General features: G+C 70.6%; 14 protein-coding genes and 1 tRNA gene. 5 read left to right on the forward strand and 10 right to left on the reverse strand.

The window, feature by feature from the left end:
• Nucleotides 1-30 precede the first annotated feature (30 nt).
• Nucleotides 31-537, forward strand: coding sequence for a hypothetical protein (locus tag JJB11_RS17235; RefSeq protein WP_201174120.1), 507 nt, complete (start codon nucleotides 31-33; stop codon nucleotides 535-537).
• A 202-nt stretch (nucleotides 538-739) separates the two neighbouring features.
• Here JJB11_RS17235 and JJB11_RS17240 read toward each other — a convergent pair whose 3' ends face one another.
• The 7 genes from JJB11_RS17240 to JJB11_RS17270 all read right to left on the reverse strand — a co-directional run bounded on the left by JJB11_RS17240 (nucleotide 740) and on the right by JJB11_RS17270 (nucleotide 5,603).
• Nucleotides 740-1,129, reverse strand: a complete 390-nt coding sequence (locus tag JJB11_RS17240) for a response regulator (protein WP_201174123.1) — start codon at nucleotides 1,127-1,129, stop codon at nucleotides 740-742.
• 101 nt (nucleotides 1,130-1,230) lie between these two features.
• Nucleotides 1,231-1,306: transfer RNA gene (locus JJB11_RS17245), tRNA-Lys, on the reverse strand.
• Nucleotides 1,307-1,347: 41 nt separating this feature from the next.
• Complete coding sequence (locus JJB11_RS17250) at nucleotides 1,348-2,139, reverse strand: tRNA threonylcarbamoyladenosine dehydratase (RefSeq protein ID WP_201174135.1); 792 nt, start codon at nucleotides 2,137-2,139, stop codon at nucleotides 1,348-1,350.
• Between the two features lie 19 nt (nucleotides 2,140-2,158).
• Complete coding sequence (ybgF, locus tag JJB11_RS17255; RefSeq protein ID WP_201174137.1) at nucleotides 2,159-2,932, reverse strand: tol-pal system protein YbgF; 774 nt, start codon at nucleotides 2,930-2,932, stop codon at nucleotides 2,159-2,161.
• Entirely contained in the window at nucleotides 2,929-3,459 is a 531-nt protein-coding gene (gene pal, locus JJB11_RS17260; RefSeq protein WP_201174139.1) for a peptidoglycan-associated lipoprotein Pal, read from the reverse strand. The genes ybgF and pal overlap by 4 nt, the downstream gene beginning before the upstream one ends.
• Before the next feature lie 23 nt (nucleotides 3,460-3,482).
• Entirely contained in the window at nucleotides 3,483-4,772 is a 1,290-nt protein-coding gene (gene tolB, locus JJB11_RS17265; protein ID WP_201174141.1) for a Tol-Pal system beta propeller repeat protein TolB, read from the reverse strand.
• Nucleotides 4,773-4,829: 57 nt separating this feature from the next.
• On the reverse strand, nucleotides 4,830-5,603 hold the full coding sequence (locus JJB11_RS17270; RefSeq protein WP_201174143.1) for a glycosyltransferase family 2 protein: 774 nt from the start codon (nucleotides 5,601-5,603) through the stop codon (nucleotides 4,830-4,832).
• A 95-nt stretch (nucleotides 5,604-5,698) separates the two neighbouring features.
• On the opposite strand from JJB11_RS17270, the gene msbA reads away from it, so the two are divergent.
• The 4 genes from msbA to JJB11_RS17290 are packed head-to-tail and all read left to right on the forward strand — an operon-like array spanning nucleotide 5,699 to nucleotide 10,838.
• Entirely contained in the window at nucleotides 5,699-7,423 is a 1,725-nt protein-coding gene (gene msbA, locus JJB11_RS17275) for a lipid A export permease/ATP-binding protein MsbA (RefSeq protein WP_201174335.1), read from the forward strand.
• A 55-nt stretch (nucleotides 7,424-7,478) separates the two neighbouring features.
• Nucleotides 7,479-8,588 carry a putative lipopolysaccharide heptosyltransferase III gene (gene rfaQ / locus JJB11_RS17280; RefSeq protein WP_201174145.1) on the forward strand — a complete coding sequence of 370 codons (1,110 nt, stop codon included), beginning with the start codon at nucleotides 7,479-7,481 and terminating at the stop codon, nucleotides 8,586-8,588.
• The gene (locus JJB11_RS26600) at nucleotides 8,581-9,744 is read left to right on the forward strand and encodes a glycosyltransferase (RefSeq protein WP_201174148.1); all 1,164 of its coding nucleotides are present in this window, start codon (nucleotides 8,581-8,583) and stop codon (nucleotides 9,742-9,744) included. Before rfaQ ends, JJB11_RS26600 begins: the two co-directional genes overlap by 8 nt.
• On the forward strand, nucleotides 9,741-10,838 hold the full coding sequence (locus JJB11_RS17290) for a glycosyltransferase family 4 protein (RefSeq protein ID WP_201174151.1): 1,098 nt from the start codon (nucleotides 9,741-9,743) through the stop codon (nucleotides 10,836-10,838). Before JJB11_RS26600 ends, JJB11_RS17290 begins: the two co-directional genes overlap by 4 nt.
• Here JJB11_RS17290 and JJB11_RS17295 read toward each other — a convergent pair.
• From JJB11_RS17295 to rng, 3 genes are all read right to left on the reverse strand, one after another.
• A complete protein-coding gene (locus JJB11_RS17295; RefSeq protein ID WP_201174154.1) occupies nucleotides 10,835-12,115 on the reverse strand; it encodes an O-antigen ligase family protein in 1,281 nt (426 codons plus the stop codon). The genes JJB11_RS17290 and JJB11_RS17295 overlap by 4 nt on opposite strands.
• Nucleotides 12,116-12,170: 55 nt before the next feature.
• Nucleotides 12,171-13,511 carry a UDP-glucose dehydrogenase family protein gene (locus JJB11_RS17300; protein WP_201174158.1) on the reverse strand — a complete coding sequence of 447 codons (1,341 nt, stop codon included), beginning with the start codon at nucleotides 13,509-13,511 and terminating at the stop codon, nucleotides 12,171-12,173.
• 74 nt (nucleotides 13,512-13,585) lie between these two features.
• A complete protein-coding gene (gene rng / locus JJB11_RS17305; RefSeq protein WP_201174160.1) occupies nucleotides 13,586-15,061 on the reverse strand; it encodes a ribonuclease G in 1,476 nt (491 codons plus the stop codon).
• Nucleotides 15,062-15,063 lie beyond the last annotated feature (2 nt).

Here is a 15,063-nt window from a genome sequence, read left to right on the forward strand (position 1 = left end):
CCGCTGCGTGTGCGGCCTCATCCTTGCAGGATGAACAGCTCCCTTCCGTTCGATGACCCCGCGCTCGCGGCCGCGGCCGTGCGCGCCCGCCGTCTCCTGAACCGCCGCGCTATGGTGGGGGCGGCGGCCAGCGTCGTGCCGGTTCCGGGCCTCGACTGGCTGGTCGATGCCGCCCTGCTCTCGCGGCTGATCCCCGCCATCAGCGCCGAATTCGGGCTCAGCGCCGAACAGGTCGAGTGCCTGCCCCAGCGCAAGCGCGACCAGGTCGCGCAGGCCGTGGAAGTCGTCGGTTCGATGGTCATCGGCAAGTTCATCACGAAGGACCTCGTGATCCGCGCCTCGGCCGCGGTGGGGCGCAGGATGGCCATCGGCCGTGCCGCCCGCTTCGTTCCGCTCGCGGGCCAGGCGCTGTCGGCGGCGATCGGCTACATGGCGATCCGCTACCTCGGAGAGCAGCACATCCGCGACTGCATGCAGGTCTGCCGCCAGGCGGGACTGCGGCTGCCGTCCTCCGAGCCGGCGCCCCTGCTGCACTGAGTGCGCGCTGGGCTATCCGGCGCAAAAGGCAAACGACCAATATCCGGACGCAGAGGACGCAAGGTTACGCAGAGGACGCAAAAGGACAGCCATTCAGGAATGTCTTTTTCATTCCGGAATGGCTTTCTTGCGAGCTTTGGCTGTTTCCTTTTGCGGCTTCTGCGTCCGGCAGTCCGCTCCCGCCTTCGGCTCCCGCCGTCGTTCAGCCGCCGTTGCGCCGTGCGATCAGGCCGTCCAGCGTGCGCGCGAGCGCCTGCGGATCGACCGGGCTCAGCATGTAGTCGTCCGCGCCCGCGTGTTCCGCCATGGCCTGGTGGTGGCGCGTGATGTAGACGGCGGAGACGTGGACGACGGGCAGCTTGGCGGTCGCGGCTTCGGAGCGGATGCGGCGGCAGACTTCCACGCCGGAAATGTCGGGGAGGTTCACGTCGAGCACGACGGCGGCAGCTTGCGGCGCGAGCTGCAGCGCCTCCTCGCCCGTGGCGGCTTCCAGCGTGGCGAAGCCCTGCGCGCGCAGGCCGCGCGCGATGGCATAGCGCTGCGCGTCGTAGTCGTCGACGACGAGGACGGTGTACGCGCTTCGCTGCAACATCGGCAACTGCGGATCGTGCGATCCCGCGGCGCCGCGAGGGCCAGCACAGCAGGGAAGTCCCAGAAAAAAGCCTGCGCCGTGGAGCGCAGGCCGGTGTCGGGTGGTAGGACGTGCAGGATTCGAACCTGCGACCAACGGATTAAAAGTCCGCTGCTCTACCAACTGAGCTAACGTCCCGACCGGTTCTCGCTGCCGTTGTGCAGCAGCAAAGCCCGCGATTATAGCGTGGGCGAAACCGGATTTCCGCGGGTTGCGATGCGATCGAGCACCCAACCCGCGGCGCACTGCCCGAAGGTTGCGGTGACGCTGACGACGGAGCCGTAGCCGTGGCAGTTGAGCGAGCCGTCGCCTTCGATCGCGCACGAGGGGTCGGGCGGCGCCACTGCTTCGCGGCTGAACACGCAGGGAACGCCGATGCGCTTGCCCTCGCGCGGGGCGCCGTGGAACTTGCGCAGCCGGTAGCGCAACTGGGCGAGCAGCGGGTCGTGCGTCGTGCGCGAGAGATCGTCGATGTCGACGAGGTGGGCCAGCCGCTTGCCGCCGGCCGCCCCGCAGGCGATGAACATCGCCTTGGTCTCGCGCGCCCAGGCCGCCAGCGCCGTCTTGGCCTGCAGTTCGTCGCACGCGTCGATCACCGCATCGGCACCGGCAGGCAGCAGCGCGGGCCAGTTGTCCGGCTCGACGAACTCCTCCACCGCGGCAACGCGGCAGCCGGGATGGATCTGCGCGATGCGCTCGCGCATGGCCAGCACCTTGGCCTGCCCCAGCGTGCTGTCCAGGGCATGCACCTGGCGGTTGATGTTGGATTCCGCGACGTGGTCGAGGTCGATGAGCGTGAGCGCACCGACGCCGCTGCGCGCCAGCGCCTCCGCGGCCCAGGAGCCGACGCCGCCGATGCCGACCACGACCACGTGCGCCCGCCGGATGGCCGCAGCGCCGTCTACGCCGTACAGGCGCTCCAGGCCGCCGAAGCGCCGCTGCAGGTCCGCGGCCTCGTCGAGATGCGTCATGCGCGCAGCGCGCGGGCGCTCAGCGCAGGCGCGCGAGGCGCTCGCGCGCGGCGGCCGCGGCTTCGGACTGCGGGTAGGCCTTCACGAGGTCGTCCAGCGTGCGGCGCGCGCTGGCGTTGTCCTTCAGCTCGATCTGGCAGTTGGCGATGGAGAGCACCGCCTCGGGCGCGCGCGGATGGTCCGGCGCCTGCTGCAGCAGGGCGCGGAAGTTCGCGATGGCGCCCTTGTAGTCGCGGTTGGCGTACTGCGCATTGCCCAGCCAGAACAGCGCGGTGGGACGGTAGCCGCTCGCCGGGTACTTGCGCACGAAGTCGGCAAAGGCCGTCTGCGCGCCGGCGAAGTCGCCGCGCCGGAACGCGCCGAGCGCGCCTTCGAACGCCGCCTGCTCCGCCGGGTCGGCGGTGAAGTCGCGGCCGTCCACGTTCACCTTCACCGGCTCGAACTTGCGCAGGCGATCGTCGACCGCCTGCTGCACGTCCTTCTGCTGCTTCTGCAAGTCGGAGAGATCGCGCACCATCTGCTCGTTGGAGCCGCGCAGCCGGGCGATCTCGGACTTCAGCGCCTCGATCTGGTTCTGCAGGTCCAGCAGGCTGCGGCGCAGGCTGGCGTTGTCGTCGCTCGCGCGCCGCAGTTCGTCGACCGTCGCCTGCCGCTGCTGGTCCACCTTCTGGCGCAGGTCCAGGATGGCGCGGCGGGCCTCGTCGTCCTCGAACAGCGCCGCATGCGCGGACGCCGTGAAGAGCGAAGCGGCGGTGAACGCGGCCGCCAGCGCGGTGCGGTGCAGGCGGTTCATCGGTAGGCGATCTCGGCCCGGCGGTTCTGGGCCCAGGCCGACTCGTCGTGGCCCTCGGCCACCGGCTTTTCCTTGCCGAAGCTCACGGCCTCGACCTGCGAGTCGGGCACGCCCAGCAATTCCAGCGCCTGGCGCACGGCTTCGGCGCGGCGCTGGCCGAGCGCGAGGTTGTATTCGCTGCCGCCGCGCTCGTCGGTGTTGCCTTCGACCACGACATGGCGCTTCGGGTTCTGCTTCAGGAAACGCGCGTGCGCCTCGACCAGCGACTGGAACTCCGGCTTGATCGTGTTGCTGTCGTAATCGAAGTAGATGATGCGCGCCACGTTGGCGGGGCCGGCCTTGGTCGCCGCCGTATCGTCGACGGTCACGGGCTGGACCTGGCTCTGGCCGCCGCCACCGGGGGTGCCACCCGGGGTCGTGGCCGTGCCACTGCGGGATTCGACGGGCACGTCGTCGAGCTTCACGCCGCTCGCGCACCCCGCGAGTGCGGCGGCGAGGACGACGGCAAGAAGTGCAGACTGCTTCATTCCTAGCTTCTCCAGAAAGTTGTTCATCGCTGAAAGGGGCCCCAATCGGGTTCGCGGATATCGCCGCCCTTGCCGGGCAGGCGCGCCTTGATCTTGCCGTCGAGGGTGGTGGTCATCAGGGCCTCCGCGGACCCTTGCCGGGTCGCGTAGATGATGAGCCGCCCATTGGGCGCAAAGCTCGGGCTCTCGTCGGTCGTCGTGTCCGTGACGGACTGGACGTTGCCGGTGGCGAGTTCCATCACCTGCAGCTTGAAGGCGCCGCTGACGCGGGAAATGTAGGCGAGCCACCTGCCGTCCGAACTGAGGGCCGGGGAAATGTTGTAAGTCCCGGTAAAGGTGACGCGCTGCGCCTCGCCGCCATTGGCAGGCATGCGGTAGATCTGCGGAGCGCCGCCGCGATCGCTTACGAAATAGATGCTGCGGCCATCGGCCGAGTACAGCGGCTCGGTGTCGATGCCGCTGGACTGCGTGAGCCGGCGCGCCTCGCCGCCGGTGGCGGAGATCGTGTAGAGCTGCGAGCCGCCGTCGCGGGTGAGCGTGACCGCGAGCGTGCGGCCGTCGGGCGACCAGGCGGGCGCGCTGTTGGAGCCGCGGAAATTGGCGATCAGCCGCCGGGTGCCGTTCGCGATGTCGTGCACGTACACCACGGGCTTGCGCGACTCGAAGGAGACGTACGCCAGCTGCTTGCCGTTGGGCGACCACGCGGGCGAGATGATGGGCTCGGTGCTCGAGAGCGCCGACTGCGCGTTCTCGCCGTCGGCATCCGCCACCCACAGGTTGAAGCGGTTGCCCGCCTTGGTCACGTAGGCGATGCGCGTGGAGAACACGCCCTTCGTGCCCGTGAGCTTCTCGTAGATCATGTCGGCGATGCGGTGCGCGGCAAGCCGCAGGTCCGCCGCCACCACCACGAAGCCCCCTTGCGCGAGCTCCTGGCCGCGCACGACGTCCCAGAGCCGGAAGCGCACGTCGTAGCGGCCGTCGGCCAGCCGCGTGGCGCTGCCCACCGCCAGCGAGTCGGCGCTCTTCTGCCGCCACGGCCCCAGGTCGGGCCGGCTCGTCTCGTCGAGCGTCGGCGCGCCCGCAGTATCAACGGCGCGGAACTGGCCGCTGCGCTCCAGGTCGGCCTGCACGATGGCACCGATCTTCTGAGGCGCCTCGGCGTCCCCGCGGAAGGGAACGATGGCGATAGGGAGCTGCGTCAGCCCGACGCCGGTCACCTCCACGCGGAACTGCGCAAGCGCCGGGCCCGCACCCGCGAGGGCGCCCAGCGCGGCAACGAGCTCACGGCGTCGCCACGGTCTCAAGACATGCATTCTCTGGATTCTCCTTGTGCTTCCTGCGGTTCAACGCGCGGCAAATGGTTCCCGTGGTCAGGGTCGGCCCGGACCCGACGCGCCGGAGTCGCGTTGCAGCAACCATAACTTCATGTACCGGTAGTAGGTGCCCTCGGCGTTGGAGATCGCCAACGCGAATCCCAGCCGCCCGTCCAGGAACCCGAGCTTCAGCACATAGGTGCGCAGGAAGGCCCAGGTACCGTGTCCGAGGGCCTTCGCCAGCGATCCCTTCACGCCCCGCCGCATCAGCGCCAGCGCGCCGGCCGTGGAATAACGGTCGAGCTTCGCGAGCACCGACTCGAAATGCGGCATGCTGTCGTGCAACAGGTCGCCCTCCAGCCGCCCGACCGGTCCCTGCGTCACCACGCGTTCGTGCACCAGGTCCTCCGAGAAACGGGCCGCCCCGCGGCGGAACAGGCGCACCACGCGGTCCGGATACCACCCGGAATGCGCCATGTACTGGCCGCAGTAGCTGGAACGGCGATGGATCTCGTACGCATCGTATTTGCCCGAATGTATCGCACTCCGCAGGCTGGCCGCCAGTTCGGCCGTCACCTGTTCGTCCGCGTCGATCGAAAAGATCCAGTCGCCGGTCGCTGCATCGAGGGCGCGGTTCTTCTGCGGCCCGAATCCGGGCCAGTCCGCCGGCTGCAGGACGCGGGCCCCGGCCGCGCGCGCGGCTTCGACGGTGCCGTCGGTGCTGCCCGAATCGACCACCACGATTTCATCGGCGAAGCCCACCGAGCGCAGGCAGGCGCCGATGTTGCGGATCTCGTTGCGGGTGATGAGGACGACGGACAGGCGTGGCATGGGACGGCGCCGCCGGGCAGCCCGGCCGCGCACGGCATAATCGCGGCTTCATTATTGCACCCCGCTTGGGACCGAATCCTGTGATCCGCATCGACATGGGCGTGGTGCGCTGGCTGATGCCGTTCTTTGCCGGCTCGCGCAAGTTCTGGATCGGCGCGGCGATCTGCACCGTCATCTCGTCCGCCCTCGAGCCGCTGGTTCCCGCCCTGCTCAAGCCCCTGATCGACCGGGGCTTCCGCACCGACAATCCGCTGCAGCTGTGGACCGTGCCCACTGCGCTGATGCTGCTGTTCGCAGTGCGGGGCACCACCGGCTTCCTCGCGGACCTGGCGCTCGCGCGGATCTCGCAGGACGGGCTGATGAAGCTGCGCACCGCGATGTTCGGGCGCCTGCTGGACGCCCGCCTGTCGCTGTTCTCCCGCGAGAACGCGACCTCGCTGTCCAACACCGTGGTGTTCGAGCTGCAAAGCGGCGTGTCGCTGCTGGTGAACTCCGTCATCGCGCTGCTGAAGGACAGCATGTCGATGCTGGCGCTGCTGTTCTACCTGATCTACCTGAACTGGGCGCTCACGCTGATCGTGCTGGCCATCGTGCCGGCCGTGGCCTGGATCATCCGCACGGTGTCCAAGCGCCTGTACCGCATCGCCCGCAGCAGCCACGCGGCGACCAACGAACTCGCTTACGTGGTCGAGGAAAACGTGCTCGCCGCGCGCGTGGTGCGCCTGCATGGCGCGCAGCCCGCGCAGGCCAAGCGCTTCGACAAGCTGGGCAAGGCGCTGCGGCGGCTGGCCCTGAAGTCGGCGGCTGCCTCGGCCGCGATCACGCCGCTCACGCACCTCGTCGCGGCGGCTTCTCTCTCGCTGGTGATCGTCATCGCCCTGTGGCAAAGCCGCAGCGGCATCTCGCCCGGCACCTTCGCTGCCTTCGTCACGTCGATGCTGATGCTGATCGCGCCGATCAAGCGGCTGTCGGAGGCGGCCAGCCCCATCTCGCGCGGCATCGCGGCGGTGCAGCGCAGCCGCGAGATGCTCACCAAGGTGCCGCCCGAGGCCGGCGGCACCCATGCACCCGGCCGCACGCGCGGCCACATCGAATTGCGCCGGGTGACGGTGCGCTACCGCGAGGATGGACTGCCGGCGCTCGACCGCCTGGACCTGGAGATCACGCCGGGACAGATCGTGGCGCTGGTGGGTCCGTCCGGCTCGGGCAAGAGCACGCTCGCCAACCTGCTGCCCCGCTTCGTGCAGCCGGACGAAGGCGAGGTCCTGCTCGACGGAGTCGATGTCGCGGCCTGGAAGCTCGAGGCCCTGCGCGCGCAATTCGCGCTGGTGAGCCAGGACGTGGTGATGTTCAACGACACGCTGGCCGCGAACATCGCGCTGCAGGACGCGCCGGATCGCGCGCGGCTGGAGCGCTGCGTGGCCGCGGCGAACCTGGGCGAGCTGGTCGCATCGCTGCCGCAGGGCCTGGACACCAACGTCGGCCACAACGCCACCGAGCTTTCCGGCGGCCAGCGGCAGCGGCTGGCGATCGCCCGCGCGCTGTACAAGGACGCACCGATCCTGATCCTCGACGAGGCGACGTCGGCGCTGGACACCGTGTCGGAGCGCCAGGTCCAGGAGGCGCTGAACCGCCTCATGGCCGGCCGCACGACACTGATCATCGCGCACCGCCTCTCCACCGTCGAACACGCGCACCGCATCGTGGTGCTGGAGCAAGGCCGCATCGCCGAAGCGGGCTCGCACGCGGAGCTGATCGAACGAGGCGGGCTGTACGCGCGCCTGCACTCGCTGCAGTCCGGGCAAGGCTTGCTCGCATGAGCCCGCCGGGCCGCCCCAAGGGCGATACCGCAGTGCGCAGCACGGAGGTACTCCTGTGAGCGCGCTGGCGCAGCCGCCGGACGGCATAGACGCCAGCCGGCTGCAGCGCGTGCTCGTGATCAAGCTGCGCCACCACGGCGACGTGCTGCTGGCCAGCCCGGTGCTGAGCGTGCTCAAGCGCGCGGCGCCGCAGGCCGAGATCGATGCGCTGGTCTATGCCGACACCGCCCCCATGCTGCAGGGCCACCCTGCCCTGGCGCAGCTGCACCTGCTGCCGCGGGGCCGCCAGGGCGGCTGGCTGCAACGACTGGGCGCCGAGTGCCGGCTGCTGGCGGCGCTGCGCGAGCGCCGCTACGACCTCGTCGTGCACCTCACGGACCATCCGCGCGGCGCCTGGCTCGCGCGCGTGCTGCGCGCACGCTGGTCGGTGGCGTTCGAGCGCGAGGCTGGAGCGTGGTGGTGGCGCCGTGCCTTCACGCATCTGGCCCGCCAGCCGCGCGCTGGCATACCTCGCGCGACCGTGGAGCGGCACCTCGACCTGCTGCGGCGCCTGGGCATCCACCCGGAGCCGCAGGAGCGGGCGCCGACGCTGGCCATCGCCGACACGGCGCGCGAGCGCGTGCGCGACCTGCTGCGTGCCGCCGGCTGGCAGGGCCAGCCTTATGCCGTGGTGCACCCGGGCTCGCGCTGGATGTTCAAGGTGTGGACGCCAAGCGGCAACGCGCAGGTGCTGGACCACCTCGCTGCGCGCGGGCTCGTCCCCGTGCTCACCGCCGCGCCCGATGCGCGCGAGAGCGAGCTTGCCGATGCCATCCTGCAGCAGGCGTCCAGCCGCTGCATCGACCTGCGCGGCAAGCTCACGCTGCAGGAACTGGGCGCCGCAATCGCCGGCGCCGAGGTGTTCTTCGGCGTGGACTCGGTGCCGATGCACATCGCCGCCGCCGTGGGCACGCCGGGCGTGGCCCTGTTCGGCCCGAGCAGCGAAAAGGAATGGGGCCCCTGGAGTCCGCGCATGCGCGTCGTCGCTTCCCGCGAGCATCCCTGCCGCCCTTGCGGCATCGACGGCTGCGGCGGCAGCAAGCGCTCCGACTGCCTCGTGCTGCTGCCCGTCGCCGAGGTGGTCCGGGCGCTGGACGCGGTGCTGGAGCGGCCCGGGCGTGGCTGAAGGCCGGCCTCGCATCGCACTCGTGCGCGCCAGCTGGAATGCGGCCGGCGGCGCCGAGCGCTTCGTGCAGCGCATCGCGCAGGCCCTGGCCGCGCGCGACGTGGAAGTGACGCTGATCGCGCGCCACTGGCCGGCCAGCGGCGAGTCCGCCTTGCCGGCCGGCGTGCGCCGCCTGCAACTCGACCCGCCGCATGCCGGCCGTCGCTCGCGCGACCGCTCCTTCGCACGCGCCGTGCTGGACGCCGTCGCTCGTGAGCGCTTCGACCTCGTGCAGTCGCACGAACGCATTCCCGGCCTGCCCGTGTACCGGGCCGGCGACGGCGTGCACCGGCAGTGGCTCGCGATCAAGCGGCGCAGCCTGGGACGCTGGCGCGCGCTGGGCGACGCGCTCAGTGCGCAGCACCGCGCCGTGCTGCGGGCCGAAAGCGAGATGTTCGGGCATCCCGCCCTGCGCTGCGTGATCTGCAATTCCGAGATGGTCCGCGACGAGATCGTCCGGCACTACGGCGTGGCCCCCGAGAAGCTGGTCGTGATCCGCAACGGCGTGGACCTCCAGCGCTTCCGCCCGCCCACGCCCGAGGAGCGTGCCGACGCGCGGGCGCGCTTGGCCTGGCCATCGGAGCGCAGCGTGTTCCTGTTCGTGGGCTCCGGCTTCGAGCGCAAGGGCGTTGCCGCGGCACTGCGGGCGTTCGCCGTCGGCCCGCTGCGCGAGCGTGCCCTGCTGGTGATCGTGGGCGAAGACAAGCGGCGCGGCCGCTACGAACGGCTCGCCCGCCGGCTCGGCCTCGCCGACAGCGTGCGCTTCACCGGCGCGCAGGACGACGTCCTGCCCTACTACCAGGGCGCGGACGCCTTCGTGCTGCCCACGCTCTACGATCCGCAGTCCAACGCGGTGCTGGAAGCCATGGCCTGTGGGCTGCCGCCGATCACGACCCGCTCTTGCGGCGTGGCCGAACTGCTGTCGCCGGCCTCGGGCCGGGTGGTGGACGCCGACGACATCCCGGCGCTGGCTGCGGCCCTGGCCGACCTGCAGGACCGCGCGCGGGCGCGCGCGCTCGGGGCCGAGGCGCGGCGCGCCGTGGAACCCTACAGCCTGCAGCGCATGACCGACGACTATCTCGCCCTGTACGCGCGCCTGCTCCCGACTGCCGCATGAAAATCCTGCACACCGAAGCATCCGCCGGCTGGGGCGGCCAGGAACTGCGCATCCTCGCGGAGATGCAGGGCCTGCGCGAGCGCGGCCACACGCTGGAGCTCGCCGCGCCCGCCTCCGCGCGCATCCATCGCGAGGCGGCGGCCCTGGGTTTCACCGTGCACGACGTGCCGATCGCGCGCAAGAACCTGCGCGGCGTGCTCGCCCTGCGCAGGCTGCTGCGCTCACGCGACTTCGACGTCGTGAACACGCACAGTTCGACCGACAGCTGGCTGGCCGCGCTGGCCAATGCACTGTCGCCGCGGCGCGTGCCGCTCGTGCGCACGCGCCACATCTCCGCGCCCGTGCCGCGCAACCCCGCCACGCGCTGGCTCTACAACCGCGCGGCCGCCGCCATCGTGACCACGGGCGAGAAGCTGCGCGAGGAGCTGCGCGAGGGCAACGGCTTTCGCGACGTGACCATCCGCTCGGTGCCGACCGGCATCGACCCCGAGCGCTTCCATCCTGCCGACGCCGCCGCCGCGCGGGCCGAGCTGGGGCTGCCGGCTCTGTTCACCGTGGGCATCGTCGCGACCTTGCGCAGCTGGAAGGGCCATCGCTACCTCATCGACGCGGTCGGCCAGTTGCGCGCGCAAGGCCAGGACCTGCAACTGCTGATCGTCGGCGACGGACCGCAACGCGAAGCGCTCGAGGCGCAGGTCGCGGCGGCGGGCTGGTCCGAGGTGGTGCGCTTCGCGGGACACGATCCGCGTCCGGAGCGCTGGCTGCGCGCCATGGACCTGTTCGTGCTGCCCTCGTATGCCAACGAGGGCGTGCCGCAGGCGCTGATGCAGGCCATGATGTCCGGCCTGCCCTGCATCACGACTTCGATCGGCGCCATCGGCGAGGTGGCGCGCGACGGCGAGACGGCTCTGGTCGTGCCCACGCAGGACACGCAGGCCCTGGCGGCGGCGATCGCACGCCTGCAGCAGGACACCGGTTTGCGCCAGCGGCTGGGCCAGGCTGCGCGCGCGTTCGCGCTGGCGCATTGCACGCTGGCGGCGATGTGCGACGCGATGGAGGAGGTGTTCTCCTCCGCCCGCGCGCAGCCGCGTTAGCGCTGGTCTCCGCCGGCGCCCGCCCAGGCGCGGGCATGCACCGCGATCCACAGCCCGAAGAACAGCACGGCGATCGAGCCATGCTCGACCCGCAGCGTGGTGTTGAAGGTGCCCCCGATGAAGGCCACCAGGAAGCCGGCGGCGCTGGCCGGCCAGACCCACGACGTCGCCGCGCTCGCCGTGCTGCGCAGGAGCGAAGCGCCCCAGGCGACCGCCAGCAGGAGCAGCGACAGCACGCCGACCACGCCGCGATCCAGCAGGGTGCCGGCGTACAGGCTGTGCGGGTGCACCTGCTGCAGGTAGAGGCTGCGGTCGCAGCCTTCCCCATGCTGCGCGCGCCACTCGCACACCTGGTCGATCTTCACCGTCCCGAACGAGTCCGGGCCCCAGCCGAGCCAGGGGTGCTGGCGCCAGGCCTCGACGGCCAGGTTCCAGTGCCGGATGCGCGTCTCGGTGCTGGCCAGCTTGAACAGGCCATCCGGGGTGAGCTTGCGGTCCGACAGCACGGGATCGCGCGCGCCGAGCGCTGCCGCCAGGCCGGCCAGCACCGCCACGATCAGCACCGTGCGGCCGATCAGGCGGCGCGCCCGGGCCGTTCCACCCGAGGACAGGATGCCGATCGCGATGATCACCGCCGCGATACCGGTGGCGACCACCGCGGCGCGGCTGGCCCCGACCAGCAGCCCGGCACAACAGACGACCGCGGAGAAGCCCAGGCCGGTGCGCAGGCGGCCGCCCTGGCCGGACTGCGCAGCCTGCAGCCACCAGCCGAACGTGCTCGCGGCGAGGATCGCGATGTACAGCGCGGACTGGTTCACCTGCCCGACCGAGGGCAGTTCGAGGAAGGTCTTCGTTCCGCGCAGCAGGGGCACGGCCCCGCAGGCGATCGAAATCACGACACCGATGCAGGCCGCAGCCGGAAGAACGCTGGCGGCCCGCTTCGGCAAGGGGGTGCGCGATGCGAGCCATGCGAGCAGGAACACGCGGACCACGCCCTTGACGTCGCCCGCATAGCCGGCAAGGCCCGAGACCACTGCCGAAGCGAGCACGAAGGCGAAGGCCGAGTCGTAGAGGTTCCAGCGTCCGCCGAGGCCGCGGGTGCGCACCGCATGCACGCCCCAGAGCACGACGAAGAGGACTGCCGCGAGATTCTTGGGCGCTTCCTCCAGCGGCAGGATGAAGAGGAAGAAGGCCAGCGTCCAGAGCATCGCCTGCTGGAGTGCCTGCTCCAGGCTCGCGTGGGGCGCCGCAAGCGCCGCAGTGCCGTCGTACTTCATGCCGACCTTGCTCCAGCCTCAGGCAGTCCGCCGGGAAGCCGGCCGATGCGCCGCATCACTCGCCCACCCCGCTGCGGCCGATGCCCTGGTACACCAGTCCCGCCCTGCGCACGGCGAACGGGTCGTAGAGGTTGCGGCCGTCGAACAGCACGCGCGACTTGAGCCTGCGCGCGAGATCGTCGAAGTCCGGACTGCGGAACTCCAGCCATTCGGTCACGACCGCGAGGGCGTCGGCGCCTTCCAGCGCCTCGGCCGCCGAGCGCACCAGGCTGACCCCGGCGCGGCCCTTGAGCGCGGTCGCCGCGGTCTCCAGCGCCGCCGGGTCGTAGGCGCGCACGCGCGCGCCGGCCTGCAGCAGCGCATCGATGATGTCGATGCTGGAGGCCTCGCGCACGTCGTCGGTGTTGGCCTTGAACGCAAGGCCCCACAGGGCGATCGTGCGGCCGTCCAGCTTGCCGCCGAAATGCGCGACGATCTTCTGCCCCAGCAGCCGGCGCTGGCGCAGGTTCACGTTCTGCGCGGCCCGCATCAGCTCGGCGGGCTCGCCGGATTCCTCGGAGGTGTGGATCAGCGCGCGCAGGTCCTTGGGGAAGCAGGAGCCGCCGAAGCCGGCCCCGGCGTACAGGAAGTGCGGCCCGATGCGCGGGTCGGCGCCGACGCCGCGGCGCACCTGCTCGATGTCGACCTTCAGGCGGTCGGCCAGGTTCGCCAGCTCGTTCATGAACGAGATGCGGACCGCGAGCATGCAGTTGGACGCGTACTTGGTGAACTCCGCCGAGCGCACGTCCATGAAGAAGATGCGCTCGTGGTTGCGGTTGAAGGGCGCGTACATCTCGCGGAAGATGTCCTTCGCGCGGTGGTCGTCCGGATCGGTGCCGACCACGATGCGATCGGGACGCATGAAGTCCTCGACGGCCAGGCCTTCCTTCAGGAATTCGGGATTGGAGGCGACGCTCACCTTGTGCGGCACGCCCCGCGCCTGCAGTTGCTCCTGCACGGCGGCGCGCACCTTGTCGCTGGTGCCCACGGGCACGGTCGACTTCACGATCACCAGCGTGTCGCGCTCCATCCGCCGGCCCAGCTCGCGCGCGGCCGAAAGCACGTGGCTCAGGTCCGCCGAGCCGTCCTCGTCGGAGGGCGTGCCCACGGCGATGAAGGCGACGGCGGCGTGCGCCACGGCCTCGGCGTAGTCGGTCGAGAAGCGCAGGCGGCCCGCGGCGAGGCCGCGCGCGACCACGGTGTCCAGCCCCGGCTCGTGGATGGGGATCTCGCCTCGGCGCAGGCGATCGATCTTGCCGGCGTCGAGGTCGATGCACAGCACGTGGTTGCCGGTGTCGGCAAGGCAAGCTCCGGTGACCAGGCCCACGTACCCGGAACCGATGACGGTGATCTTCATGGAGAGGCGGCGATGAAGGCCCCGATTCTACGGGCGCGGCGTGGCCCGGCCGTTACACCTGTTGCGGCGCGCCCTCATAGCAGCACGATGTCGTACTGCTCCTGCCCCATGGCGCTCTCGCTTTGCAGGGAGATGGGCTTGCCGATGAAGTCCGACAGGCCGGCCAGGTGCTGGCTTTCCTCGTCCAGGAACAGCTCGATCACCTTGGGCGCGGCGATCACGCGGTACTCGCGCGGGTTGAACTGCCTGGCTTCCCGCAGGATCTCGCGCAGGATGTCGTAGGCGACCGTGCGCGAGGTCCGCACCGTGCCCTTGCCCTGGCAGGACGGACAAGGCTCGCAGAGCATGTGGGCCAGCGACTCGCGCGTGCGCTTGCGCGTCATCTCCACCAGTCCCAGTTGCGAGAAGCCGCCCGCCATCGTCTTCACGCGGTCGCGCGCCAGCTGCTTGCGGAATTCGCCCAGCACCGCGTCGCGGTGGTCTTCCCGCTGCATGTCGATGAAGTCGACGATGATGATGCCGCCCAGGTTGCGCAGCCGCAGCTGCCGCGCGATGGCCTGCGCCGCCTCGAGGTTGGTCTTGAAGATGGTCTCGTCGAAGTTGCGCGAGCCCACGTAGCCGCCGGTGTTCACGTCGATCGTGGTCAGCGCCTCCGTCTGGTCCACGATCAGGTAACCGCCGGACTTCAGGTCGACGCGCCGGCTGAGCGCGCGTTCGACCTCCTCCTCCACCGAGTACAGGTCGAAGATCGGCCGCTCGCCCTTGTAGAGCTGCAGCTTGGCGGCCGCCGCGGGCATGAACTCGCGCCCGAATTCCGACAGCAGCGCGAACTGCTCGCGCGAGTCGATGCGGATGGTCTGTGTCGCGTCGGTGACCAGGTCGCGCAGCACCCGCTGCAGCAGGTTCAGGTCCTGGTGCAGCAGCGCCGGCGGCGGCAGGCGCGTGGCCGCCTCGCGGATGCGCGTCCAGGTCTTGCGCAGGTAGGCGATGTCCTCGGCCAGTTCCTCGTCGCTCGCATCCTCGCCATTGGTGCGCAGGATGAAGCCACCCCCGTCGCTGCCCACCAGCTTGTTCAGCCGCCGGCGCAATGCATCGCGCTGTTCCGGCGGGATCTTCTGCGACACCCCGACGTGGTCGTCCTGCGGCAGGAAGACGAGCAGCCGGCCGGCGATGCTGACCTGCGTGGACAGCCGCGCGCCCTTGGTGCCGATCGGGTCCTTGATCACCTGCACCATCAAGGCCTGTCCCTCGAACACCTGCTTCTCGATCGGCACGGGCGGCTGGCCGCTGCGCGCGACGGCGGGCGGCTCGCCCTCGGGCTGGCGCTGCCACACGTCGGCCACGTGCAGGAACGCCGCGCGCTCCAGTCCCATGTCGATGAAGGCGGACTGCATGCCCGGCAGCACGCGCGCGACCTTGCCCAGGTAGATGTTGCCCACCAGGCCGCGTTCGAGCGTGCGTTCGACGTGCAGCTCCTGCACGGCGCCGTTCTCGACGATGGCCACGCGCGTCTCCTGCGGCGACCAGTTCACCAGGATGTCCTGCTGCATCT

It is taken from the genome of Ramlibacter ginsenosidimutans (assembly GCF_016654015.1).
GTDB classification, from domain to species: Bacteria; Pseudomonadota; Gammaproteobacteria; order Burkholderiales; family Burkholderiaceae_C; genus Ramlibacter; species Ramlibacter ginsenosidimutans.

Bases quoted from the DNA above. Each gene is read 5' to 3' on its own strand.
- ybgF (WP_201174137.1), bottom strand. From the start codon at position 2,932: ATGAACCGCCTGCACCGCACCGCGCTGGCGGCCGCGTTCACCGCCGCT.
- JJB11_RS17270 (WP_201174143.1), bottom strand. From the start codon at position 5,603: ATGCCACGCCTGTCCGTCGTCCTCATCACCCGCAACGAGATCCGCAAC.
- msbA (WP_201174335.1), top strand. From the start codon at position 5,699: ATGGGCGTGGTGCGCTGGCTGATGCCGTTCTTTGCCGGCTCGCGCAAG.
- JJB11_RS17240 (WP_201174123.1), bottom strand. From the start codon at position 1,129: ATGTTGCAGCGAAGCGCGTACACCGTCCTCGTCGTCGACGACTACGAC.
- JJB11_RS17295 (WP_201174154.1), bottom strand. From the start codon at position 12,115: ATGAAGTACGACGGCACTGCGGCGCTTGCGGCGCCCCACGCGAGCCTG.
- tolB (WP_201174141.1), bottom strand. From the start codon at position 4,772: ATGCATGTCTTGAGACCGTGGCGACGCCGTGAGCTCGTTGCCGCGCTG.
- JJB11_RS17250 (WP_201174135.1), bottom strand. From the start codon at position 2,139: ATGACGCATCTCGACGAGGCCGCGGACCTGCAGCGGCGCTTCGGCGGC.
- JJB11_RS17300 (WP_201174158.1), bottom strand. From the start codon at position 13,511: ATGAAGATCACCGTCATCGGTTCCGGGTACGTGGGCCTGGTCACCGGA.
- JJB11_RS17235 (WP_201174120.1), top strand. From the start codon at position 31: ATGAACAGCTCCCTTCCGTTCGATGACCCCGCGCTCGCGGCCGCGGCC.
- rng (WP_201174160.1), bottom strand. From the start codon at position 15,061: ATGCAGCAGGACATCCTGGTGAACTGGTCGCCGCAGGAGACGCGCGTG.
- JJB11_RS17290 (WP_201174151.1), top strand. From the start codon at position 9,741: ATGAAAATCCTGCACACCGAAGCATCCGCCGGCTGGGGCGGCCAGGAA.
- pal (WP_201174139.1), bottom strand. From the start codon at position 3,459: ATGAAGCAGTCTGCACTTCTTGCCGTCGTCCTCGCCGCCGCACTCGCG.